The 24789-nt window shown below is 48.2% G+C and carries 18 protein-coding genes; 17 read left to right on the top strand and 1 reads right to left on the bottom strand.

Annotation, left to right across the window (positions count from 1 at the left end):
* Positions 1-120 precede the first annotated feature (120 nt).
* Complete coding sequence (gene gpmA, locus HQ29_RS09000) at positions 121-867, top strand: 2,3-diphosphoglycerate-dependent phosphoglycerate mutase (protein ID WP_036788258.1); 747 nt, start codon at positions 121-123, stop codon at positions 865-867.
* 105 nt (positions 868-972) lie between these two features.
* Positions 973-2154: a glycosyltransferase family 87 protein gene (locus tag HQ29_RS08995; protein WP_082226869.1), complete on the top strand. Its 1182-nt coding sequence runs from the start codon at positions 973-975 to the stop codon at positions 2152-2154.
* A gap of 87 nt (positions 2155-2241) precedes the next feature.
* Here the strand turns inward: HQ29_RS08995 and pnp are convergent, their stop codons facing one another.
* Positions 2242-4458, bottom strand: a complete 2217-nt coding sequence (gene pnp, locus HQ29_RS08990; protein WP_036847652.1) for a polyribonucleotide nucleotidyltransferase — start codon at positions 4456-4458, stop codon at positions 2242-2244.
* A 949-nt stretch (positions 4459-5407) separates the two neighbouring features.
* Between pnp and HQ29_RS08985 the strand changes: the two genes are divergently transcribed.
* From HQ29_RS08985 to HQ29_RS08915, 15 genes are all read left to right on the top strand, one after another.
* A complete protein-coding gene (locus tag HQ29_RS08985; protein WP_036869345.1) occupies positions 5408-6499 on the top strand; it encodes a DUF4831 family protein in 1092 nt (363 codons plus the stop codon).
* 73 nt (positions 6500-6572) lie between these two features.
* On the top strand, positions 6573-8132 hold the full coding sequence (locus tag HQ29_RS08980; protein WP_036788249.1) for a peptide MFS transporter: 1560 nt from the start codon (positions 6573-6575) through the stop codon (positions 8130-8132).
* Between the two features lie 16 nt (positions 8133-8148).
* Entirely contained in the window at positions 8149-8514 is a 366-nt protein-coding gene (locus HQ29_RS10460) for a hypothetical protein (protein WP_036869343.1), read from the top strand.
* Positions 8511-9530 (top strand): biotin synthase BioB, encoded by a 1020-nt coding sequence (bioB, locus tag HQ29_RS08970; RefSeq protein WP_052090046.1) that lies wholly within the window; start codon positions 8511-8513, stop codon positions 9528-9530. Before HQ29_RS10460 ends, bioB begins: the two co-directional genes overlap by 4 nt.
* Positions 9518-10831: an adenosylmethionine--8-amino-7-oxononanoate transaminase gene (gene bioA / locus HQ29_RS08965; protein WP_394332371.1), complete on the top strand. Its 1314-nt coding sequence runs from the start codon at positions 9518-9520 to the stop codon at positions 10829-10831. Before bioB ends, bioA begins: the two co-directional genes overlap by 13 nt.
* Positions 10815-11954 (top strand): aminotransferase class I/II-fold pyridoxal phosphate-dependent enzyme, encoded by a 1140-nt coding sequence (locus HQ29_RS08960; protein WP_036869337.1) that lies wholly within the window; start codon positions 10815-10817, stop codon positions 11952-11954. The genes bioA and HQ29_RS08960 overlap by 17 nt, the downstream gene beginning before the upstream one ends.
* A gap of 272 nt (positions 11955-12226) precedes the next feature.
* A complete protein-coding gene (locus tag HQ29_RS08955; protein ID WP_036869335.1) occupies positions 12227-12937 on the top strand; it encodes an alpha/beta fold hydrolase in 711 nt (236 codons plus the stop codon).
* On the top strand, positions 12934-13698 hold the full coding sequence (locus tag HQ29_RS08950; RefSeq protein WP_036869334.1) for a methyltransferase domain-containing protein: 765 nt from the start codon (positions 12934-12936) through the stop codon (positions 13696-13698). The genes HQ29_RS08955 and HQ29_RS08950 overlap by 4 nt, the downstream gene beginning before the upstream one ends.
* 9 nt (positions 13699-13707) lie before the next feature.
* Positions 13708-14403 carry a dethiobiotin synthase gene (gene bioD, locus HQ29_RS08945; protein ID WP_052090045.1) on the top strand — a complete coding sequence of 232 codons (696 nt, stop codon included), beginning with the start codon at positions 13708-13710 and terminating at the stop codon, positions 14401-14403.
* A 44-nt stretch (positions 14404-14447) separates the two neighbouring features.
* The gene (locus HQ29_RS08940) at positions 14448-15998 is read left to right on the top strand and encodes a glycoside hydrolase family 10 protein (RefSeq protein WP_235318047.1); all 1551 of its coding nucleotides are present in this window, start codon (positions 14448-14450) and stop codon (positions 15996-15998) included.
* 20 nt (positions 15999-16018) lie between these two features.
* A complete protein-coding gene (ispG, locus tag HQ29_RS08935) occupies positions 16019-17761 on the top strand; it encodes a (E)-4-hydroxy-3-methylbut-2-enyl-diphosphate synthase (protein ID WP_036869331.1) in 1743 nt (580 codons plus the stop codon).
* A 4-nt stretch (positions 17762-17765) separates the two neighbouring features.
* On the top strand, positions 17766-19007 hold the full coding sequence (locus HQ29_RS08930) for an aminotransferase class V-fold PLP-dependent enzyme (RefSeq protein WP_235318046.1): 1242 nt from the start codon (positions 17766-17768) through the stop codon (positions 19005-19007).
* An 818-nt stretch (positions 19008-19825) separates the two neighbouring features.
* A complete protein-coding gene (locus HQ29_RS08925) occupies positions 19826-21016 on the top strand; it encodes a toxin-antitoxin system YwqK family antitoxin (RefSeq protein ID WP_152566527.1) in 1191 nt (396 codons plus the stop codon).
* A 228-nt stretch (positions 21017-21244) separates the two neighbouring features.
* The gene (locus HQ29_RS08920; RefSeq protein WP_082226868.1) at positions 21245-23659 is read left to right on the top strand and encodes a TonB-dependent receptor; all 2415 of its coding nucleotides are present in this window, start codon (positions 21245-21247) and stop codon (positions 23657-23659) included.
* A 62-nt stretch (positions 23660-23721) separates the two neighbouring features.
* The gene (locus HQ29_RS08915; protein WP_036788233.1) at positions 23722-24720 is read left to right on the top strand and encodes a sirohydrochlorin cobaltochelatase; all 999 of its coding nucleotides are present in this window, start codon (positions 23722-23724) and stop codon (positions 24718-24720) included.
* The last annotated feature ends 69 nt before the right edge of the window (positions 24721-24789 follow it).

Below are 24789 nucleotides of genomic sequence, written 5' to 3'. Positions count from 1 at the left end.
GAGTATGGCTCTTTGCTTGTGATAAATATTCGTTATCTTTGTGAAAGGCAATGGCAGAAGAGCTAAAGCCTTGCAGGATAGAATTTAATTCACATACATAATCCATAGAAGATATCAGACATGAAAAGACTTGTCCTTATTCGCCACGGGGAAAGCCAGTGGAACAAAGAGAACAGATTTACAGGCTGGACAGACGTTGATCTTTCCGAGAAAGGCATAGAAGAAGCAATCAAAGCAGGTAAGGAGATGAAAGCTGCCGGATTCCGTTTCGGTAAGGCTTACACTTCATACTTGAAGAGAGCGGTGAAGACCCTTAACAATGTATTGGATCAGATGGATCTGGACTGGATCCCGGTAGAGAAGCATTGGGTGCTGAACGAAAAGCACTACGGTATGTTGCAAGGGCTTAATAAGGCGGAGACTGCAGAGAAGTACGGCGATGAGCAAGTACATATCTGGCGTCGCAGCTACGATATTCCTCCCACACCTCTTGACGAAAGAGATGAGCGTGCACCGCACAATGATCCTCGCTATGCAGGGGTAGACAGAAAGCTGCTTCCGCTTACAGAGTCGCTCAAAGATACCGTGGCTCGTATATTGCCATACTGGGAGGGTACTATCTTCCCGACTCTTAAAGAGCATGACGATGTTCTTGTGGCAGCGCATGGCAATAGCCTTCGTGGTATTATCAAGGTGTTGAAGAACATTTCGGACGAAGATATCGTAAGCCTTAACCTGCCAACGGCTGTGCCTTACGTGTTCGAGTTCGACGACAACTACAATCTGGTAAAAGATTATTTCATAGGCGATCCGGAAGAGATCAAGAAGCTTATGGATGCCGTAGCAAATCAGGGCAAGAAGAAGTAAAGATACTTTTATAGCTATCCGAAGCCATCGCAGAGCTGTTGCTTTGCGATGGCTTTTCTTATCTTTGTGTGGCTGTTTGTCGGCACTATCCGAAAAACCGAGTAGATGGAGAAAAAAAGTATAGTATCTGTGTTGGGGGCGTTGGGCAGAAGCTCTCGTACTCCTTTGGTGGTGTGGGGAGCCGTCTTGCTGTTTGCCTGCTTTAAGAAAATAGCAAGGGGGAAGTTTAACAACTATCGGATTTTCGAGAGGAGTTGGGACCACTTCCTGCAACATCAAGACCTGTATGCCTACTATCCGGCAGAGTATCACGACCGCTTCTTGTACGGTCCGCTCTTCACGTTGGTGATAGCTCCTTTCTCCATGTTACCGCCTGTTGCGGGTGTCGTGCTGTGGCTCATCGTGAGTACAGCCATGCTTTTCTATGCCATCAAGAGCATTCCCGGTCTCTCCATGTCCGGCAGGGCGGTGATCTTTTGGGTTACAGCCAATGAGCTGTTGCTGGGTCTTCTGATGGAGCAGTACAATGTCCTCATTGCCGCACTGCTGATTTTCTCCTATGTTTTCACTGTCAAGGAGAAGCCTTGGGCTGCTACGTTTTTCATCGCTTTGGGCTTTCTGACCAAGATATACGGCATTGCGGGGCTGTGCTTCTGGCTCTTCTCCAAGAAGAAAAAGAGCTTCCTGCTCTCCTTCTTCTTTTGGACGCTTCTACTCGGACTGCTTCCGATGCTTGGCGGATGGGATTATGCCGTGGAGCAGTACCGAAACTGGTTCTCGGCTTTGGGGGGAAAGAATACGCAGAATATGTTTGCTCTGATGCAGAACATGGGTCTGGTGGGAATGATTCGCAAGCTGTCGGGAGTCGAACAGTATAGCGACCTGCTGGTGATAGTGCCGGGGATGTTGCTTTTCCTCCTTCCGCTTCTTCGCTTCAAGGCTTATGAGAGTGCGCTGTTCAGGCGCTCGGTCTTGGCATCACTGCTGCTGTTTATTGTGCTGTTCAGCTCCGGAACGGAGTCCAACACCTATATAATAGCCTATCTCGGCATTGCGTTGTGGTGGATAGACAGAGACCGGAACAGCCGGTACCGTATATGGGATGCCGTACTGCTTACGGGAGCGATGATTTTCAGCTTTACCACCAGCGATCTGATGCCGAAAACGCTTAAAAATGAGATACTCCTTCCTTATGCCATAAAGGCTCTCTTCCCTTCGCTGATATGGTTGAGGTTGCAGCTCTCCCTGCTCTTCTCCTCTCGTTATCTGCTGAAAGAGAGAGCCTGATAGGGGTAAAGTGACGGCAAGAATATGAAAAAGGCACGTACCGGAGAGGTACGTGCCTTTTCTCTTATGTATCGGATGTTCCGAATGTTACTCGTTGTTGTTTCTGCGAGGTCTGTGTACGAATCGCTCTTGTCGTTCCGGTCTCTCTTGACGAGGAGGTCTGTTGTTGCCTTCGGGTGCTTTGTAACCTTCGGGTTTCTCCAACAACGCCTTTCTCGAAAGCTTGAACTTTCCGGTCTTTGGATCTATTTCGATCAACTTCACTTCTATTTCCGCTCCTTGTTGCAAACCGGTTTCTTCGATTGTTTCAAAGCGTTTCCAGTCTATTTCGGAGATGTGAAGAAGTCCGTCTTTACCCGGCAAGAACTCTACGAATGCACCGTAAGGCATCAGTGAGCTTATCTTTCCGGTGTAGACTTTATCCACTTCCGGAACGGCAGCAATAGAGTTGATCATCGCCAAAGCCTTGTCGATGCTCTCTTTGTTTGTACCGCTCACTTCGATGAGACCCATTCCGTCCACCTCTTCAATATTGACATTGGCTCCGGATTTCTCTTGTATGCCTTGGATGATCTTGCCTCCGGGGCCTATCACAGCACCGATAAGCTCTTTCGGTATGCGTAGATTGACGATGCGTGGAGCGTGTGGCTTGAGATCTTCTCTCGGTTCGGTGATCGTCTCCATGATCTTACCCAAAATGTGCATACGTCCCTCACGTGCCTGTGCCAGCGCATTTTCGAGGATCTCATAGGATAGACCGTCCACCTTGATGTCCATCTGTGTTGCGGTGATACCTTTCTCCGTACCGGTTACCTTGAAGTCCATGTCTCCCAAGTGGTCTTCATCGCCAAGGATATCCGAGAGTATCGCATAGTTTTGACCCTTGTTCTCGGAGATAAGTCCCATGGCAATACCACTGACAGGGCGAGTAATGTTTACCCCTGCATCCATAAGAGCAAGCGTTCCGGCACATACGGTAGCCATGGAGCTGGATCCGTTACTTTCAAGGATATCGCTCATCACACGCACGACGTAAGGATAGTCTTTCGGTATCATGCGTTTGAGTGCACGGTGAGCAAGGTTTCCGTGTCCGATTTCTCTGCGTCCCACTCCGCGTTGAGGGCGAGCCTCTCCTGTGGAGAACGGAGGGAAGTTGTAGTGTAGCAAGAATCTTTCCTTGCCGTGGAAGAGTACATCGTCCACCAGTTTCTCATCACTCTTTGTTCCGAGCGTTACCGTTGTAAGCGATTGGGTCTCTCCACGTGTGAAGATAGAGCTGCCATGAGGTCCGGGAAGGCAGTCCACCTCCGACCATATAGGACGAATGGTGCGCGTGTCTCTACCATCGAGACGCTTGCCTTCGTCAAGTATTGCACGGCGCATAGCCTCTTTCTCTACATCGTGATAGTAACGAGCGATGAGGGGAGCCTTTGTTTCGAGCTCTTCTTCTGTGTATTGAGCCTTGAACTCTTCCACTATCGCTTCAAATGCTGCTGCGCGTTCGTGCTTGGACGATCCGCTTACAGCCACGGCATAAACTTTGTCGTAAAGATCTGTTCGTACCTTTGAGCGCAACTCCTCATCGTGCTCTTCGTGGCAGTATGTACGCTTTTCGGTTGTGCCGCAAGCCTGCATAAGCTCTATCTGTGCCCGGCATTGCGCTTTGATCGCTTCGTGTGCAACCTTTATGGCATCCAGCATTTCTGCTTCGGATACTTCGTTCATTTCGCCTTCGACCATCATGATATTGTCGAGCGTTGCAGCCACTACCATGTCGATGTCTGCGCTTTCGAGCTGTTCAAAGGTCGGGTTGATAACAAACTTACCATCTATTCGTGCCACTCTCACTTCGGAGATCGGGCCGTTGAATGGTATGTCTGAAACGGCAAGAGCAGCAGATGCAGCCAATCCTGCAAGTGCGTCCGGCATATCTACGCCATCGGCTGAGAAGAGTATAACATTAACGAAGACTTCTGCGTGGTAATCGTCCGGGAATAGAGGACGAAGGGCACGGTCGATGAGTCTGGAAGTTAAGATTTCGTAGTCTGAAGCCTTACCTTCACGTTTGGTAAATCCTCCGGGAAAACGACCGAAAGCAGAAAACTTCTCTTTGTAATCTACTGAAAGGGGCATAAAATCAACGCCCGGATTGGCGTCTTTTGCAGCTGTCACGGTGGCCAACAATACGGTGTTGCCCATGCGCACCGTTACCGAACCATCTGCTTGCTTGGCGAGTTTGCCGGTTTCAATGACAATCTCTCTACCATCAGCCAGCGTGATGGTTTTTGAAATAGGTTGAATCATACTTGATTTGTTTATTTAATCTTTTATCCGCTGAATTATCGTACAAATGTAGCTAAATATTTGGTCTCCACCATGTATCGGTATCATTATTTCTGTTTTTGTACTCTGTTTCACGGTTTGTTGTGTACTATTTTTTGTGTTTCGGGGGAAAAAGGAAAAAACGAACCCGAAAATCTCCTCTCCGAATGGTGATTTTTATATATTCCATACCGATGTCTCCGGCTTATTTTTGCCCTTCTCTATTTTGATCGGAGGGGTCGTTTTCAGAGGGGTGCCGGATTTGTTAAATCAGCTCGTTTTATTAACACAAATTTCGATTTCTGTTAAGCCAAAACGCTAAACGAGCATATTCTTTCGGCTTAACGTGTTTAATTTTTCAACGAACACGTTTAGTGATTTCATTAAACACGTTNAAACGAGCATATTCTTTCGGCTTAACGTGTTTAATTTTTCAACGAACACGTTTAGTGATTTCATTAAACACGTTTACCGGATTCGATTAAAGTGTTTAGCTAAAACGATTAAAACACTAACAATCAATCGTCTACGTATTTTTGCCCTAAAATGCCCCTGAAAAGGCAAATTTCTTTATTAGGAAACGTTTACAGGAATAGATGTTAAAATTTACACCTATTGACGCGAAAAAGCCCCATCAAACGGACTGAGAAAAAATTTTTTGCGAATTCGCAATGGTTTGTAAGTGTCTTGTTTGTAGTGAGTTATGGGTTTTCGTCTGAAAGGAGAGTGTGAGCAAGAGAAATTTTGAGTGCTTCCGACGCAAAATTTTGGAACTCCGTTTTTATATAAAAGCTCCCGAAAAATGCCCCCTTTTTATGCTTCCCTTTATTCTTTTTGCTGTCACGGATTTTCACTTTATATAGCAAACACTATGGAAAACAAGAATTTTTGTTAGCTTTGCACATAAACCGTCTAAAAATGCCATTTGCATATGCATAAGATCTTTTACACTCTTTTCTTAATGCTTGCGCTATCTTTTTGGGGCGTGGAAGCACAGACAAAAGTGGAAAAACATACAGACACAGGCGGAAAAAAGTCGCCGGGAGTCGTCTATTCACTGCCTGAGACTAAGATTCGCCTGCATCTGCTGGTGGAGAAGAAAGTCTCTACTCCCGGAATCTACGCACGTTTCTCCAGACAACATTTAGGCTTAGAGGCTGTTTCGGTAGCCCGTACTCTGTACGAACTAAAGGGTATCCGGCTTGAAACCTATGGTGTACCCGATAGAGACAAGGTGTATCATGTTCAGTTCAAAGAGGGTAGCGTGGCTCCTTTTGTGATGCTGACGGAGGACGGATTGCTTTGTGCCATCAACACGGAGTACACTCCCAATGAGATACAACCGTTTGCAGAAGAGATTCGCAAGGCGGAAGAGGCAAATGTTCGTCGCTCCGAGCCATCGTTCTCTCCGGAATATCTGCAAGCCACATCCCCTCGAAAGCGAGCAGAGATTGTCGCTCGTGAGATACACACACTGAGAGAAGCGCGCACTTCTATCGTTAGTGGCGAAGCGGAACAGTCTTTTCCCGATGGGCAGGCATTGAAGTTGGCATTGGATAATATCAATGCTCAAGAGAGAGCGTTATCCGAGCTGTTTACAGGCTATACTACTTCGACGCTCGAACGGATCACCATAGATAACCTCTCCGGTGACTCTATATCCAACAGTGTGGCTTTCAGATTTTCCGAAATGGAGGGTGTACTGGATAAGGAAGATCTTTCCGGCGAACCGATCTATATGGGTGTGAAGATAGAAGATCAAGCTCCTGCTCTCACCCCGAAAGAGGCAGAAAAGGCGGAAAAATCGCTCAAAGGGATTGTCTATAATCGTCCCGGACGTGTGGAGATTACCCTTAGGAGAGATGGTAAGATACTGTTGCAAGAGAAGGTATATATCGCTCAGCTCGGAACGAAAGAGGCTTTGGCTCCGGCTCTTTTCAATAACAAAAAGCACGCTCCTGCCGTTATCCGCCTCACTTTCTTCCCTGCAACGGGAGCACTGGAAAGGATCTACGAGCAGTGATGCCCTCTTTCTTTCTCTTTCATAAATGAAAAAATCAATATTTATAAACTTATAATCCAATCACTTAATTTCAATGGGACAGAACGTAAAGCAAAAAACAAAGCATCCTAATGGGCTTATAGCGGCAGCTCTGGCGAACATGGGAGAACGCTTTGGTTTCTACACGATGATGGCTATCCTTGTACTCTTCTTGAGTGCAAAGTTTGGCTTGGCTGAAGATGAGGCAGGACTTATCTACTCTTTCTTCTATTTCGGAATCTACGCATTGGCTATAATCGGAGGACTTGTAGCAGACCGTACTCGTAACTACAAGAGAACGATCATCATGGGACTTGTCATGATGACTGTCGGATACGGTATGCTCTCTATTCCTACCACAATCACACAGGACTCGAAGACCATTATGCTCGTCTTTACCTGCGTGGCTCTTTTCGTGATAGCCCTTGGTAACGGTTTCTTCAAAGGTAACTTGCAGGCTCTTGTAGGGCAGATGTACGACAAGTCCGGCGTGGATAGCAAAACACGTGATGCGGGTTACACCATCTTCTACATGTTTATCAACATCGGTTCTATCTTTGCTCCTTGGGTGGCTCCTGCTGTTCGCTCCTGGTGGTTGAAGATTCACGGATTTACTTATAACGGTCAGCTTCCCGAGCTTTGCCACAAGTATCTCAACGGAGAAACGCTTTCGGACACTGCTGCTGCCAACTTTACAACATTGGCGGGAGAGGTATCTTTGAATGGTGCACCTGCCGATCTTGGTTCTTTTGCAGCGGAATACTTGCACGTTTTCAATACCGGATTCCACTACTCTTTCGGTGTTGCCATCGTGGCGATGCTTATTTCATTTGCCATCTTTATGCTTAACAAGAAGAAATTTCCGGATCCGGGAACTGCTGCGGTTAAGCATGACGGAAAACCTGCAGAGCCTGTTCAAGAGATGGATCCTGCAGAAGTACGTCAGCGTATAATGGCTCTTGGTGCTGTTATGCTCGTTGTTATCTTCTTCTGGTTCTCATTCCACCAAAACGGTTTGACGCTTACATTCTTTGCTCGTGACTTTACGAAGCTCGATCTGTTCGGCTTTGCCTTAGAGCCTGAAATGTTCCAGAGTGCGAATCCATTCTTCGTGGTTACTCTTGCACCTATGGTCTTGGCGTTCTTTGGCTTGTTGGCAAACAGTGGTTACAACGTAAGCACCCCGATGAAGATTGCCATCGGTATGGGACTTGCCGCTATCGGTTTCATACTTATGACCATGGGATCTTTCGATCTTCCATTGTTGTCAGAGATGAAAGAGATGAGCACCGAACAACAAAACTTGGTTAAGGTTACTCCTTGGTTGCTTATCGGTACATACTTTGTTCTTACTGTTGCAGAGTTGTTTATCTCTCCGCTTGGTTTGTCGTTCGTATCTCAAGTGGCTCCTCCAAAGCTTCAAGGTTTGATGCAAGGTATGTGGCTTCTTGCGACAGGACTTGGAAACCAACTCCTATTCATTGGTGCAATCCTCTACAAGAACGTTCCTCTATGGCTCACATGGTCGGTATTCGTTGTAGTATGTCTGATCTCCATGGTGATTATGTTCTCTATGGTAGGTTGGTTGAACCGAGTAACTTCTCAAAAGAAATAATTGATCATCCGGATAGATGCTTATCCTGACACATAACAGAGGCAGTAAAGCCTTACGGTTCCGTAGGTGGAGCCGTAAGGCTTACGCCGTTTTTATGAGTGTCGGCAGGGTTGTAACCATAGGAACTCTCCATTTGTCTGTTGCCGAAAGACTGTTGCAAAAGTCTCGGAACACCGTTTCGGCAGCTGTTCAAGAGTTCCTTCCCGCCATCAAAGAGCCTCTCTGTGAAGAAGAGGAACAGGAAAAGAGCATGGAGATACTCTGCACAGCATCTTTCGTAAACGAATCGGACTGTAGCACTGCTACCGTCTCATCATATCCATACCCACTTTTCGGCTTTTGTCGAAAGGTGGGTATTTTCTTATCCTATGTTTCACAATGACAAAGCAAGAGTATAGAGATTTCCCGGAGACCGCTTCCGAGTTGGCGCAAGAGATAGTTGCCGGTAGACGTCTTCGGAGTATAGAAGAAGTAGAAAAAGTAATAGAAAAGTATCCCATAGAGGAGCTTTATGAAGCGTGTCATACCATAACCCGGACGCTGCATGGGGACGGATTCGACACTTGTAGCATCATCAATGTAAAGAGCGGTAAATGTCCGGAAGATTGCAAGTGGTGCGCCCAGAGTGCGCACTACAATACCGGATGCAAGACATACCCTATACTCTCTCCCCAAGAGTGTTTGGAGCAGGCGCTGCATAATAGAAACAAGGGGATCAAAAGGTATTCACTCGTAGCAAGTGGCAGGCGTCCGAGCATGGTGGATACACTTCGGTATGCCGCCATATACAGGGAGATCCGAAAAGCCGAACCCTCTTTGCATCTTTGCGCATCGCTCGGATTGGCTACGGAAGATACCCTAAAGGTGCTTCATGAAGCCGGTGTTACCACTTATCATTGCAATATGGAGAGTGCGCCGTCCCACTTTATCACACTCTGTTCCACGCATACACAGCAGCAGAAAGAGGAGACCATTGCCGCAGCCCGAAAGGTCGGGATGAAAGTCTGTTCCGGAGGAATCATCGGCATGGGCGAGAGCAGACGACAGCGTATAGAGTTTGCTCTCTATCTCCAAACGCTTGGAGTGGAAAGCATACCCATCAATATGCTCCAGCCGATACCGGGAACACCGCTTGGAGATACCGCACTGCTCTCTGCCGACGAACTCCTTTTGGCGGTGGTGATTTTCCGTTTGGTCAATCCCACAGCCTACCTTCGCTTCTCCGGCGGACGTGCACAGATGGATAGAGAGACACAGAAAAAAGCACTCTATATCGGTATTAACTCCGCCATCACAGGCGATTTACTCACAACCACTGCATCTGTTACGGACGAAGACATGCTGCTCTTCCGGGAGATGAAGTACGATACTAAAGCAGAGACAACATGGGAACGATGAACCATTTATGGCAGGAAAGACTCCGCTGGGACAGGGATCATCTTTGGCATCCTTACACCTCAACCATAGACCCTTTGGAGGTTTATCCGGTGGTTTCAGCCAAAGGAGCTACCATTACGCTTGCGGATGGAACAGAGCTTACAGACGGTATGAGCTCCTGGTGGGCGGCTATACATGGCTACTCTCACCCGGTACTGGTGCAGGCTCTTCAGGGTCAGGCAGAGACGTTGAGCCATATCATGTTTGGCGGATTGACGCATGAGCCGGCTGTGGAGTTGGGCAAACTCCTGTGCGAGTCGGTATTGCCCAAAGGGATAGATACCATTTTCTATGCCGACTCAGGCTCCGTAGCCGTGGAGGTTGCCATGAAGATGGCATTACAGTATCAGCATGCCAAAGGGGAGCGACAGCGTACACGATTTGCGGCACTCTCTTCCGCTTATCATGGCGATACCTGGCACGCAATGTCCGTATGCGATCCGATCACCGGCATGCACGGGCTCTTTGCCGGAGCACTTACACCTCAATATTTCCTTCCGCAACCTTCCATCCCTTTCGGAGGAGCATGGAGCGAAGAAGCGATACGCCCTCTACAAAATCTCTTGGAAGAGAAAGGCGAAGAGATAGCCGCTCTTATCCTTGAACCGATAGTGCAGGGAGCAGGAGGGATGTACTTCTACCATCCCGAATACCTGAGACAGGCAAGAAGACTCTGCTCTCATTTCGGCGTACTGCTGATATTCGACGAAATCGCCACAGGCTTCGGGCGGACGGGCGAGATGCTTGCCGCTTATCATGCAGATGTGTTGCCCGATATTATCTGTATCGGCAAAGCCTTGACGGGAGGGTGCATGACGCTTTCCGCAACGGTAACCACCAAAGAGATAGCGGATATTATCTGTTCCGGAGAGGCGGGTTGTTTCATGCACGGGCCCACCTTTATGGCAAATCCTCTTGCCTGTTCGGTTGCTCTTGCATCTACCCGGCTGCTTCTCTCCAAACCATGGAGGGAGAGGGTCAAAGAGATAGAGCAGACACTCCGAAGCGAGCTATCCTCTCTTGCCGACCTTTCCACCGTGAAAGAGGTACGCTGTCTCGGTGCCATCGGAGTGGTAGAGATGAAACAGCCGGTAGATATGAAGCGGCTCATCCCGCAGTTTATCGAAGAGAAGATCTGGGTACGTCCGTTCGGCAGGCTCGTTTATCTCATGCCACCATTCATGGCGGTTACGGACGAGGAGCTGTTCAAACTGACCTCCGGACTCTCTAAAATAGTAAAGCAAAATGCAGTACAGCGATAGAATAGATGCCTTGAAAGCAGCAGGCACTTATCGTAAAATTCCTCAACTTAAAGTGGAGGGGAAATACGTATGGGCAGATGGTAAGAGGTATATCAATCTTGCCGGGAACGACTATCTCGGTATCTCCACCGATACAGACCTTAGAGATAAGTTCGGAAATCGGGTATTGGAGCTGCCTTTCTCCTCTTCATCTTCTCGTCTGCTCACGGGCAACTCTCCCGAACATGAGGCTTTGGAGGCGGAGTTGTCCCGGCTCTATGGCGGAAAATCCGCTCTGCTGTTCGACAGCGGATACCATGCCAATCTCGGCATTCTGCCTGCACTCTCCGATGATAAAATGCTCATCCTTGCGGACAGGCTGGTACACGCCAGCATCATAGACGGTATAAGGCTCTCCGGACGGGAGTTCCGCCGTTTCAAGCACAACAGTCTGCCCGACCTCGAAGCCCTTCTGCAACGCTTCGCTTCCGAGTTTGAGACCGTATGGATCGTGGTGGAGAGCCTTTACAGTATGGATGGAGACTTTGCTCCCTTGACCGATATTGTGGCTCTCAAACAGCACTACCCGCAGCTCCGTATCTATGTGGACGAAGCTCATGCCGTGGGTGCAACAGGCGAGAAAGGGCTTGGCTGTGTCGAGGATTTGGGGTTGTTGGATCAGGTGGATATTCTCATCGGAACCATGGGAAAGGCTCTCTGCAGTGTCGGAGCGTTTGCACTTTCCGGTGCGGAGGTGCGCGAGCTGTTGGTCTCTACCTGCCGACCGCTTATTTTCTCCACGGCTCTTCCTCCTGTCTGCACGGCATGGTCGCTTCATGTGGTGCGTCATCTCTCCGGTATGGATGCGCAGAGGGCGCATCTTCACCGCCTTGTTGCTCTGCTGAAAGAGCGTACCGGTCTGCCTCTCTCCTCTTATATCGTGCCGGTTCATGCCGGAAGCGAAGAGCGTGCAGTACGGATGGCAGAGGAGTTGAAAGCCGCCGGTTTCTTTGCTTTACCCATACGTAAACCGACTGTTCCTCCCGGTGGGGAGCGTGTCCGACTCTCTCTCTCGGCAGCTCTTACCGAGCAGGAAGTGGAGCTTTTGGCGCAAACTATTGTAAGGGTAATGCAGACCGCCTGATATATATCGCTTTAGAGAAAATGTTTTTGACACTATCACAAAATATTTTAATCACCTTAAAGAGTTTCGATGAAGCCGAACAGAGTTGTAAACCAAGCACCGGTTGGTGGAAATCACGCTTTGAAAAGAGCCAACCAAAGCTTGATTTCCACTCTTCAAAGTTCGACTTCAAGTTTTTAATCTGTTTAGAGAAGAAAACAGAGCCGTTCGGCACTTTTTCCGAACGGGCTCAAAGAAATTTATAAAAGGAACAGAAACAAGAGATCACAGAGATGAAGATAAAGCAGATCACGACTCCTCACTCCGGCAAAGCCCTTCTCTACTTCGGGGGATGGGGCTCTACGCCTGAATCAGTCGGGCATCTTTCCCTGCCGGACGGGACGGATTATTTTGCATTTTACGACTATCGGGAGGTCTCACCCGAAGAGCTGCCTCCGTTGGAGCGGTACGAAGAGATTGCCGTAGTAGGCTGGAGCATGGGGGTATGGGCTATCTCCGTCCTGCGAGAGTATCTGCCCGACAGAGCAAGGCTGATAGCCGTGTGCGGTACGCCTTATCCGATGCACGACGAATGGGGCATCCCGGATGAGATATTCCGCGCCACACTGACCAACTTGGACGAAATGAACAGAGAGCGATTCAATAGACGAATGTGCGGAGGGCGTTCTCTCACGGCTCTTTACAACAGCTTTGCTTCTCGCTCTACGGAAGATCTCAGAGAGGAGCTTACCTCTGTTTTCGAGCATCAATCCTCTCGTCTTGCCGGCATAGCTTCTCGATACGCTCCTGATAAAGCTCCCTCTCCGTTCCATCGGGCTTGGATTGCCGAGAAAGATCTTATCGTTCCCACCCCCAATCAGGTCAGATATTGGAGCCATGTAGGTGTGGATGCCAAGATTATCGAGGGCGTGGGGCACTATCCATTCCTCTCTTTCCGGAGTTGGAACGAACTTATTTATCCCTTGGCGGATACGAACCGATGAATAGCAGCAGTAACATAGACAAACAACTTGTGCAGAGACGCTTTGCCAACGCTCTGCACACCTACGATAAAGAGGCTTCCGTGCAGCAGCAGATTGTCCGGCACATTGCCGAACTGCTTCCTGCCTCTCTTCCGGACGGGGCTATCTTCGAGGTGGGATGCGGTACGGGATTTTTGAGCCGGGTATTGGCGGAGCGTTATCCTCTGCATCCGCTTCTGCTCAACGACCTCTGCCCGGAAGTGGAAGAGAGTCTGGAGGTGTACAGCGAGTTTATCCCCGGCGATGCGGAGCTTCTAAACTGGCACAACGATCTTGCAATGGTGGCATCGTCATCGTGTATCCAGTGGTGGCACCAGCCGTTGGGCTTTTTCTCCAAAGCATACGATGCGCTCAAGAGAGGCGGCGTGCTGCTCTTTTCGACTTTCGGACCGGAACAGATGCACGAGCTTAAATCCATCTTTCCCCCGGCTACACTCTCTTACGATACCGTTTCTGTTTTGCAGGAAGCCATGGAGCAGGCAGGGTTCAGGCATATCTCCATCCGTCGGGAGAAGACCACGCTCTACTTCGACTCTTTTCTTCTGCTCTTGAAACACCTCAAGCAGACAGGAGTAAACGGTATCCGGCAGGAGGAGAACCTTACCCCGGGAAAGATGCGAGAGATGGAGGAGGCGTACAGAAAGGCTTTTGCCAATGAGACAAACAACTTCAAGCTCCCCCTTACCTATGATGCAATATGGGGTAGAGCCGAAAAAATATAATCCGACCAGATGAAATATTTTAAGTGCAACGGCATAGACCGGCTTTCGGATCTCCTGACAGAGAAGGTCTATTTCGTTTCCGGCATAGATACAGACGCCGGGAAAAGTGTGGCAACCGGTTTGCTTTCCAAACAGCTGCTTTCGGAGGGCGTCAGGAGCCTTACTCAGAAAATGGTGCAGACCGGTGTAACCGCTCCGGTGGCAGAGGATATTGTTACCCATCGCCGTATAGAGGGGCGTCCCTTGCTGGATGAAGACCGGAATGGGAGTACCTGTCCGCTTCTGTTCAGCTACCCTTGCTCTCCGCACATGGCTGCTTCGAGGGACAGAAAACCTCCGATAGATACCGCTCTTATATCGGATGCAACGGCGAAGCTGACGGCTCTTTGCGACTGTCTTCTCCTTGAAGGAGCAGGCGGACTCATGGTTCCTCTCACGGAAGATCGCCTTACAATAGACTACATCGAAGAGCAGAAGATCCCTGTGATACTGGTTGCCACTGCCAAGTTGGGCAGTGTCAACCATACGCTTCTCAGCCTCGATGCTTTGAGACAAAGGGGGATAGCCGTGCCGCTATTGGTCTATAACAGACACATCGCAACAGATTGCGAGATCACGGAAGAGACACTCAGATGGCTCTCGCAATACCTTTCCCGGCACTATCCTGATACCATACTTCTGGAGATGGAGAGCATCGTTCTGTGAAACGGTATATTATAACTACTTTTGTATATAACATTACGTAAGAAATGAAACATAGGACAGAGTATAACAGAATGGGAGTCAGAGCAATCCTCGGCTCTGTTTTTCTCTTCTCCATAATCCTTTCCGGGTGTGTCAGTCATAAGAAAGCGTTGGAGCGGAAAGAGCAGCTGCATTACAAGAAAACCTATCACTCTCCCAAGCGAGAGATGCGTGCGGCATGGATTCAGACCGTTCACCAGGGGGAGTATGCACGCATGAGCGTGGAGGAGATGCAGCAAGACTTCTTGCGAAAGCTGGATAAGCTGCAAGAGCTTCGTTTCAATGCCGTCTTCTTTCAGGTTCGTCCGGAGAGCGATGCGTGGTATCGGAGCCGTCTGGAGCCTTGGAGCCGTTTCCTTACCGGCGCTCAGGGTGTTGCGCCTTCGCCTCTATGGGATCCGATGCGCTTTCTTATCGCGGAGTGTCATAAGAGAGGAATGGAGTTTCATGCGTGGATCAATCCTTATCGTGCCGCAGCCAATGCTTCTATTCCTCTTGCTCCGGAACATCCCTATTCCCGTAATCCGGAGTGGTTTGTGAGGTATGACAATCAGCTTTTGTACAATCCGGCTCTTGAGCAGTGCCGTCGGCACATCTGTTCGGTGGTGGATGACATTGTCTCCGAATACGATGTGGATGCCATTCATATGGATGACTATTTCTATCCATACCCTAAGCCTGGTCTTCCTTTAAGGGATGAAGCTTTTTTTCAAGCAGACCCAAGAGGTTTCGAGAACATCGCAGACTGGCGGAGGGATAATGTCAACAGGCTTATTAAAGAGATCAGCACCACCATTCGGACACGGAAACCATGGGTGAGATTCGGTATCAGTCCTTTCGGGATATTCCGAAACAAGCGCACGGCAAAGATGGGTAGCGAAACCAACGGACTGCAAAACTATGATGACCTTTATGCGGATATTCTGCTCTGGGATCATGAAGGCTGGGTGGACTATATCGTTCCGCAGATATATTGGGAAATGGGTCATTCGGCGGCTGACTATACTGAACTGGTTTACTGGTGGGGCAAGAACATCAAGCATGCTCACTATTACGTGGGACAAGATATAAAGCGTACCATGAACAAGCAACAGCTACACCCGAAGCTCTCAATGGCTGCGGAGGTGGCGCAAGGCAATGTAATGTGGCCAGCCAACGAGGTACTCTGGAATACCGGAGGGGTTCAAGATCTGCTCAAGAGGGAGTATTACAGCCACTATGCACTTATTCCGCCTTACACACACATTGCCGGTGATGCTCCGAAACAGATACGAGGCATCAAAGCACTCTGGACAGAGCAAGGCTATACCCTTACCTGGCTTCCGGACGAAAGCTGTGAGGGACTTCCTTCTGCACCTCACTATTATGTGGTTTATGCCTTTGCCGGAAAGGAGAAAATCAATACTTCCGATCCTGCACATATTGTGGCAGTCTGCCGAAGCCCTTACTACATTCTGCCATACAGGGATGGCAAAGAGAAGTTTACCTATGTGGTTACTCCGGTATCCCGTATGCACATTGAGGGTAAAGGGGTGAAGATTAAGGTTAAACTCTAACCCCGATCTTATTCAAAACTATGAGTAAAACATTACTGACCTATCAAAGAAGAGTCTCATCTCCCGTAAGAGTGGGAGATATTACTATAGGCGGCGATGCCGATATCGTTGTCCAATCCATGGCAAGCGTAGACACCATGGACACGGAGGCATCTGTCGCACAAGCCGGACGTATAGCGGATGCCGGCGGACAGCTTGTCCGTTTTACGGCACAAGGTGTACGCGAAGCCAATAATCTGAAAGCCATCCGTGACGGACTGCATGAGAGTGGCTACGATCTGCCTTTGGTGGCGGATATACACTTTAATCCGGCTGCCGCTTATGCTGCTGCCACCACGGTTCAGAAGGTTCGGATCAATCCCGGAAACTTTGTCGATCCTGCCCGAAAGTTTATCTCCGTCGAGTACAGCGAGGAAGAGTATGCGCGAGAGTTGGCTAAGATAGAAGAGGTATTCGGTAAATTCCTCGACATCTGCATTGCCAACGGAACGGCTATCCGCTTGGGAGTCAATCACGGATCACTTTCGGATCGTATCATGACCCGTTTCGGAAACACACCGGCAGGGATGGTAGAGAGCTGTATGGAGTATCTTCGTGTCTGTCAAAAGAAGTCGTTTCACGACGTGGTTATCTCCATCAAGTCGTCCAATACGGCAGAAATGACCACCACAGTGCGTCTCCTGGTAAAAAGAATGGATGCGGAAGATATGCACTACCCGTTACATCTTGGCGTTACAGAGGCCGGAGACGGAGAAGATGGCAGGGTAAAGAGTGCCGTAGGTATAGGTTCTCTGCTTGCCGATGGTATTGGCGATACGATCCGGGTATCTTTGAGCGAAGAGCCGGAAGAGGAAATCCCCGTGGCGGAAACGCTTGTCGCTTGCGCCAAAGCGATGGAGGAGGACAGCACACCCATATATATCTATGGAGAGGATGCGATGAGTTCCCCTCGCATAGCGTTGTTGCAAGGCAAGGTACACCCTGTTGTCGTGAGCCGTTGGCACCCTTCTCTTTTGACGCTTTCGGCTTCGGAGCAGCCCGACTATATTTTAACCGAAGGAGACATGGCAGATGTGCCGTCCGATTGGCAGGATAAAATCCTGAACCATAAGGATGGATACCGGGCGATGAACTGGGACGAACTCTTGAATATGCCGGATGAAGCCCTCTCCAGACTCTCTTCAAAGGATATACTTCTCGTTTCTTTCTATCCTCCGACAGTTGTCAGAGTACTCAAAGCAGCAGAGTCGCGTCTGAAAGAGCTGGCTCCGAACACTCCTCTCATCGCTCGTCTTGTGATGCCTAAGCAGGATCGGGGCAAACTCTATACGGAAGCAGGCTTCTATCTTGGCGGTTGGTTGCTCTCGCGTAACGGTGCCGGCTTGATGATGGATATAGCCGGAGAAGATCATACGCACCTCTCTTTCTCTCTTCTTCAAGCGAGTCGTCGCCGCATTACAAAGACCGAGTACATCTCCTGTCCGGGGTGCGGACGGACGCTGTTTGCATTGCAGTCCACCGTTGCGCGTGTAAAAGCTGCCACCGAACACCTTAAAGGACTGAAGATAGGAGTGATGGGCTGTATAGTGAACGGTCCCGGAGAGATGGCGGATGCCGATTACGGCTACGTTGGAGCCGGTCCCGGAAAGATAGACCTCTATAAGGAGAAAAACTGTGTGGCTAAAGGTATCCCTCAAGACGAGGCTGTGGAAAGACTTGTACAGCTCATTAAAGATTGTGGAGACTGGAAAGATCCCGACTAAACAGATGAAACAACAGACCATGAAACTGAACATAGAAAAGATAAGGGCAGACTTTCCTGCACTTGATACAACCGTTTACAACAAGCCGCTTGTCTATCTCGATAATGCAGCCACTACACACAAACCGAAGAGCGTCTTGGATGCCTTGACGGACTCTTATACCCACCGGAACGCCAACATTCATCGGGGAGTGCATCGCTTGAGTCAGGATGCCACAGAAGCGCACGAGGCGGCTCGTACCCATATTGCCTCTTTTCTCTCTGCACCTTCAAAAGATGAAGTGCTCTTTACTCGCGGAACGACCGAAGGTATCAATCTTGTCGCCTCTTGCTACTGCGAGAAGTTCTGTAAACCGGGTGATGAGATCCTTGTTTCCCGTATGGAGCATCACTCCAATATCGTTCCATGGCAGATGGCAGCGGAGAAAACGGGAGCGGTTGTCAAGGCTGTGAATGTTACGCCGGAGGGTTTACTCGATTTGGAACACCTTGCTTCTCTTCTCGGCGAACGCACCAAAGTGGTCTCTCTTTGCCATGCTTCCAATGTGTTGGGTACTATTAACCCCATCTCCCGAATAGCCCAAATGGTTCATGCCGCAGGTGCTATTCTCGTTGTGGATGGCGCACAAGCCGTTGCGCATACTGCGGTCAATGTGCAGGATTTAGGAGCAGACTTCTATGCCTTTAGCGGACATAAGATTTACGCTCCTACCGGTATCGGCATCCTTTGGGGCAGGTCGGATTTGTTGGAGAGTATGCCTCCGTATCAGGGAGGAGGCGAGATGATCCGTACCGTCTCCCTGGATCACGGCACCACTTACAACGACCTCCCTTTCAAGTATGAAGCCGGAACGCCCGACTTTATCTCCAGCGTTGCTCTCAGCGAAGCGGTCAGGTATGTCGAGGAGATAGGTTTTGCGGAGATAGCAGCATACGAAAAAGAGCTGTTGAACTATGCAACGGCACAACTCACAAGCGAGATTTCCGATGTTCGTCTCATAGGTACAGCTCCTCAAAAAGAGGCGGTACTCTCATTCCTTATAGGGGATCTTCACCCGTTCGATGTGGGGACTCTTCTTGATAGACAAGGCATTGCCATCCGCACCGGACACCATTGCGCACAACCTCTGATGCACCATCTCGGCATAGAGGGAACGATGCGAGCCAGCTTCTCGTTCTACAATACAAAAGAGGAGATAGATGTTTTCATCCACGCTCTTAAGCGTGCGGTGGATATGCTGAGGTAAGGAAGAAAAAAGGATTAAAAGAGCGAAAGAGATTGTCCGAAATATACTCCGGATAATCTCTTTTCTTTTGCTCTTTTGGGGTAAATAAAAAGCCTTTTTGGTGGGAGCTTTTATATAAAAACGGATAGCCTGAAAACGATTCCGAAATCCTCTTCTCCGAACCGATTTCAGACAGAAAAATTTTCTTTATACATCTAAGACGCTATATCTCAACCGGATAAGAAAAATCGAGAATTTGGAAAAATTTTTTTCTCAGTCCATTTCATGGGGCTTTTTCGCGTTAATTGGTGTAAATTTTAACGCCTATATCTGTAAATAAATCCTAATGCAATTTTGTGCTCAAAAACAGCAAAAAGAGGACAAAAAACCGCAAGAGGCTAATTGTCAGTATTATAAGTAAAAATTCTAAACACGTTAATCGAAACCGGTAAACGTATTAAATGAAATCGGTAAATACGTTTATCGATTTCGGTTAATACTTTAAGCCGACAAAATATACTGCTTTATCGTTTTGAGTGAACAGGTTTCGGAATTTGTGTTAATAAAATAGCCAAAATTTAACAGTTCGATCGTGCTCTGAAAACGACCCCTCCGATCAAAATAGAGAGCAAGAAAAAAGCGGGCATTTCTCGGTATGGAATATATAAAAATCACTTTCTTCCGCCGGCATAAAACGGGAGGATTTTTTCTCCACTCTGTTTCCCAAAACAGTCTCCTGCTTTTACCTTTTTTTCTTATCTTGCCACCATGTTAGGGCAGAGAGTGGAAAAGTGCTCTCCGATGCCTTTATATACACCACCTTTACAAGAATATTTTCCATGAAATCCAAGTTGATATTTTCTCTCGTTACAGCCATTCTCTATCCCGTACTCGCCGGAGGACTGGCTTATCTCTTAGCCTCGTTGGCTCGTGATCAGGGTGCGGACACTCCAAGTGCAGGTATGTTGCGAGGTTTTCTGCAGATATTCTTGTCGATATTCTTTTCTCTTGTTCTGTTTGTCGTGAGTCTGCTGCTTTCCAAACGCTGGTTGGATAGTTATGTTCCCGCTTTCATCGCACCGCTTATTATTCTTCTGATTTATTGGCTTGTCGGTACTGTTCGAGAGGTTATAAAGAGTAGGGGTACCCCTTATGTGGAGTATTATGAGAGCGGTGTCCTGAAAGAAGAGGGCAGGAAGAGAGGTCTTTATGGCGAAAGAATCGGAAAGATAAAGCAGTATAGACCGGACGGCTCTTTGGAAGCTGTGGAAACGTACAGAGAAGGTACGGTGGATGGAATGTGTCGTTACTATCATCCCAATGGGCAGCTGTGGGCAGAGGGGGACAAAATACCGGTGGATAAAGGGACCTATTGGGATCATATAGAAGTAGGAAAATGGCATTATTACAGAGAGAATGGCGAACCGGATGATGTTCGGAGCTATTCCCAGAAAGGTGTGCCCAAAAAGTCCAAAGCGTATAAGCTTTACAAAGATTCTGTCGGTCTGATACGCCGGATAGGAAGCAATGACTCTTTCTCCGGAGAGATGGATATGGTGCCTGTCGTCGAGAGCGGTATGTTCTTTCCGAGACACTACAAAGGGGCTGTGGTAAACGGAATGTTGAATGGCAATATTCGGATATACTGCAATACCGATGAGGGTTTTGTGCCGGTTTTTGAAGGCAGCTTCAAAGATGGAGAGCGGCATGGAAAAGTGAGACGATTCTATCTGGACGGACAGCTGGAAATGGATGGATACTATCTCAACGGGCTGTTGGAGGGAGAGTTGATCTATTACTATCAAGATCCGTCCGGTACTCAGCCTCACGGACAGATAGAGTACAGCTGCTATTACAATAATGGTGAAAGGAACGGCACAGCACGTTGGTACGAAGAGGATGGTACGCTCTCGGAAGAGGTTGAGTTCAGAAATGGTGTGCGTCACGGCATATCCCGTATTTACAATAAAGACGGATCTTTCGAGGAGTATATCTATGAAGAGGGCGAGCGGATAGAGGAGGAAGATTAGAGAAAGATTGTCGCGGAGTTGTCCTTGTGCCGGTCGGATATAGCCCGAACCGGATGGAACCGTATCGCAGATGTGTAAGATCTTCTTAAAGAAGAGCTATCCAACAGAGAATCAAAAAACTATTATTAACTTTGTACCATAATCTCTTGGAGGAGGATAGAAGAAAATCCGGCTCCGGGAAGCACCTTACGGAGAGACACTAACAGGGGTGCTGCTTTTAGATTTGGTATGAACAAAAACTATGGAAGTAGGAAGAGAATGAGGCTGGGGCATACACTTCCCAAACTTCTGCTTTTTATAATCTTTACAATCACGATCTCCATGCCGGCTCTCGCCATAAAAGTGACGGGAAGGGTATTAAGTGGCGAAGGAACAAAAGCTCCGCTCAAGAGAGCTTTACTCGTGATTAAGGGGTCTTCTTTGCGAACCATGACCGACGGCAACGGGGTGTACGAGATGGATCTCCCTGTCGGTCGTTACACTTTTGTGGTCTCTTATGTGGGGTTCAAGCCGGAAACACGTTTGGTTAATATCTCCGGAGAGTCCGCCGTAACACAGGATTTCATTCTCGAACCTCTGGATATCGAGATAGAGGAAGTGGTAGTAACCGGAACAGGGACAGAGCACAGACTCAGGAATGCACCGGTTCAGACGGAGGTAATGACCTCTCGAATGCTGAAGACATACGCCGGTAGGAGTTTGAGTGATCTGCTTTCGGGGTTGAGTGCTTCGTTCGACTTCTCTTCGTCGGATATGGGTTCGGGGATCTCTCTCGGCGGTTTGGGCAACGCTTACATCCTGATCCTCATAGACGGGAAACGCATTCACGGAGATACCGGAGGGCAGAACGACCTTTCGATGATCTCTGTTTCGGACATAGAGCGTATAGAGTTGGTCAAAGGTGCAAGCTCTTCTCTCTATGGCTCTGATGCCATGGCAGGCGTTATCAATATCATAACCAAAAAGAACTATCGAACAGCTCCGCTGATGCTTGAAAACAGCACCAGAGCAGGCTCTTATACCGATATACGGCAGAGCAATATGTTGTCTTTCAAGGTGGGTGCCCTTACTTCTGCCACACGCTATGCCTATCAACACACCGACGGATGGCAGAACAGCTCTCAAGAGCTTTACCGTAACAAACTCTATGAAGGCTCTACAACGCAGACGGTAAGCGAGTATTCCAATCACCGCATTCAGCAGGATTTCGAGTATCAATTCGGGAAAGATCTTCTGCTCTATGCTTCCGGGATGTACTATTATAAGAAGCTGCTTCATAAACCGGGCGCACCACGCTGGCGGACGTTCCACCCATTCTATCGGGATATGGCGGTAATGGCAGGAGCGCAGTATAGGTTGAACGACAAGAGTATGCTCTCTTTGGATGCCTCTTTTAACCGCCATGCCTACTTCTATTCTTACTACGAGCGGACGATGGATGAGTATTTCCGTAAAGAGATGATAGATGGCAAAGAGGTGCATGTACCGCATCACATCTTTTACTATCCCGGTCAGGAGAGTCGCGAGAGCGATCAACGCCGTTGGCTTGTACACCTTAAAGGGGTATTCGATCTATCTTCCAGGCATAAACTTTCCGCCGGTGCGGAGTATATCGGAGAGCATCTGATAGCTCCTCGAAGGCTTATCACAGACCGGGTTTGGACTTATACGCTCTCTGCTTATGCGCAAGACGAGTGGAATGTAATGCCGGATCTGAATGTAACGGCAGGTGTTCGGCTCGTGGGGCATCAGGCTTTCGGGATGACGGTTACACCCAAGATTTCGACCATGTATAAGATTGGCAATGTCAATCTTAGAGCTACATATTCCAATGGATTTAAGGCTCCCACACCGAAAGAGCTATATTACTTCTATGAGAGAGCCATGATGGGCAAGTTGCGTGTATATCTTGGAAATCAGGAGTTGAAGCCTCAACGCTCTCACTTTTTCTCCGGTGGGCTGGAGTACAGAACACCTAAAATCACGGCAGGAGCAACGCTTAGTCATAATCGGGTCAAGGATATGATTGCGCTTGTAAGGGTTCCGATTCCTCCTCAATACGGAAGCGATGAAGGCTCCGACTACGATGGCGCGATGCAGTATATCAATATGGAGAGTGCCGTGATTACAGATCTTGATCTCTCTTTCACCGTTCGTCCCATCCGCTCACTTGCCATAGGAGCAGGATACAACCTGCTTAGTGCACGGGCGCATCTCATCAACAACGAAGAGAGTGAGAAAGCAGGCAAACCCGTATTGGAGCATAGAACAATAGATGGAACGGCAACGCATCGTGCCAATATCCGTGCCACATGGGATAAGAAATGGGGAGACTATGCTCTCGGAGTGGGTCTGTATGGCAGAATACAATCGGAACGCTTCTATCGTGAGTACGGCAATGCTCCGGGCTATATGCTTTGGAGGCTCAACACGACGCATACATGGAAAAACGACCGAACAGGGCTGCTCTTTGAGGGATCCGTAGGTATAGATAACATATTGAACCATTACGAGCGTCATCCTTACGGCTATAACTATGGTACTACATCGCCCGGACGAACATTTTATGCCGGGCTGACCATAAGATGGGGCAAGGCTCAACGCAAGATGAGAAACTTGAACAGTATGATGGAAGAAGAGTAACACAATTACTTTATACCGAGAATAAATAGGAATACTAACATTTAACTTTTACACAGATCGTTATGAAACCATTACGTAATCTTTGGGCAGTGATGCTTTTACTATCTACAGCCCTCTTGTTTTCCTGTAAACAAGATGCTCCCGATGTGCCTCAATCTCCTGTTAAATATGAGAAGAAGCACAACACAGCCATTCTTCTTGTAACATTTGGCTCTACTTGGGACGATCCTCATACAACTTACAAGGCTCAGATCAACCAGTTCAAGAAGGAGTTTCCCAATACAGACATTTTCTTCTCTTTCACTTCAAAGACCTGTATCAACCGCTGGTATGCCGAAAAGAAAGAGCAGTTTATCACACCGGATCTCTATTTGAAGTCTTTCATTGACAAGAACTACGAAAATGTTTACGTGCAAAGTCTTCACGTCATACCGGGAGAAGAGTACATGCTTCTCAGGGACGGATATGTGAAGAGCCACTATAACTTCATCGTACAAGACCTTAAACCGGAAAGAAAACCTGCCGTTTGCGGTAAAGCTCTTCTGGTATCGGACGAAGATATTGAAAGTGTCGGAAAGATCCTTGTAGATGCTTTTGCCGAAGAGCTGAAAGCCGGTCATGCGGTGGCTTTCATGGGACACGGCAATCCGGTATCCGATTATGATCATGCCAATGCTTCTTATATCAAGATCGAAAAGAAGATGAAAGAGTATGCCAAGAAGACCTATAACAATGAAAATGTTTTCGTTGGAACGGTGGACTATCCGGCTATGCTTGTGGACTATGTTATGGATGGTCTGAAAGAGTCGAGCTGTAAAACAAAGACCGTTTACCTGCATCCTCTTATGTCTATTGCCGGTGATCATGCCAACAATGATATGCAAGGCGAGTACGATAAAGATGCTCCGGAAGACGAACAGAGCTGGAAAGTTCAGATAGAAAAGAAGCTTGGCTGGACCGTGAAGACCGTTACAAAAGGACTTGGAGACTATCCATCCATCAACGCTATCTGGATAGGTCATCTTAAAGATGCCATCAAAGACGCAGAAGAAGAGCAATAAGGCCTTTTTCTCACAACCGGTAATATAAATTACTTACAGGCAAAGCGGCCGCAGTGAAGAGGGTTACCT

The sequence above is a fragment of the Porphyromonas canoris genome, assembly GCF_000765975.1.
Classification (GTDB): Bacteria; Bacteroidota; Bacteroidia; order Bacteroidales; family Porphyromonadaceae; genus Porphyromonas_A; species Porphyromonas_A canoris.
The sequence above is the reverse complement of the archived record's forward strand: the minus strand, read 5'-3'. Positions and strand labels throughout refer to the sequence as shown.

Coding starts and splice junctions, on each gene's coding strand:
- gpmA (WP_036788258.1), top strand. CDS start 121: ATGAAAAGACTTGTCCTTATTCGCCACGGGGAAAGCCAGTGGAACAAA.
- HQ29_RS08995 (WP_082226869.1), top strand. CDS start 973: ATGGAGAAAAAAAGTATAGTATCTGTGTTGGGGGCGTTGGGCAGAAGC.
- pnp (WP_036847652.1), bottom strand. CDS start 4,458: ATGATTCAACCTATTTCAAAAACCATCACGCTGGCTGATGGTAGAGAG.
- HQ29_RS08985 (WP_036869345.1), top strand. CDS start 5,408: ATGCATAAGATCTTTTACACTCTTTTCTTAATGCTTGCGCTATCTTTT.
- HQ29_RS08980 (WP_036788249.1), top strand. CDS start 6,573: ATGGGACAGAACGTAAAGCAAAAAACAAAGCATCCTAATGGGCTTATA.
- HQ29_RS10460 (WP_036869343.1), top strand. CDS start 8,149: ATGCTTATCCTGACACATAACAGAGGCAGTAAAGCCTTACGGTTCCGT.
- bioB (WP_052090046.1), top strand. CDS start 8,511: ATGACAAAGCAAGAGTATAGAGATTTCCCGGAGACCGCTTCCGAGTTG.
- bioA (WP_394332371.1), top strand. CDS start 9,518: ATGGGAACGATGAACCATTTATGGCAGGAAAGACTCCGCTGGGACAGG.
- HQ29_RS08960 (WP_036869337.1), top strand. CDS start 10,815: ATGCAGTACAGCGATAGAATAGATGCCTTGAAAGCAGCAGGCACTTAT.
- HQ29_RS08955 (WP_036869335.1), top strand. CDS start 12,227: ATGAAGATAAAGCAGATCACGACTCCTCACTCCGGCAAAGCCCTTCTC.
- HQ29_RS08950 (WP_036869334.1), top strand. CDS start 12,934: ATGAATAGCAGCAGTAACATAGACAAACAACTTGTGCAGAGACGCTTT.
- bioD (WP_052090045.1), top strand. CDS start 13,708: ATGAAATATTTTAAGTGCAACGGCATAGACCGGCTTTCGGATCTCCTG.
- HQ29_RS08940 (WP_235318047.1), top strand. CDS start 14,448: ATGAAACATAGGACAGAGTATAACAGAATGGGAGTCAGAGCAATCCTC.
- ispG (WP_036869331.1), top strand. CDS start 16,019: ATGAGTAAAACATTACTGACCTATCAAAGAAGAGTCTCATCTCCCGTA.
- HQ29_RS08930 (WP_235318046.1), top strand. CDS start 17,766: ATGAAACAACAGACCATGAAACTGAACATAGAAAAGATAAGGGCAGAC.
- HQ29_RS08925 (WP_152566527.1), top strand. CDS start 19,826: ATGAAATCCAAGTTGATATTTTCTCTCGTTACAGCCATTCTCTATCCC.
- HQ29_RS08920 (WP_082226868.1), top strand. CDS start 21,245: ATGAACAAAAACTATGGAAGTAGGAAGAGAATGAGGCTGGGGCATACA.
- HQ29_RS08915 (WP_036788233.1), top strand. CDS start 23,722: ATGAAACCATTACGTAATCTTTGGGCAGTGATGCTTTTACTATCTACA.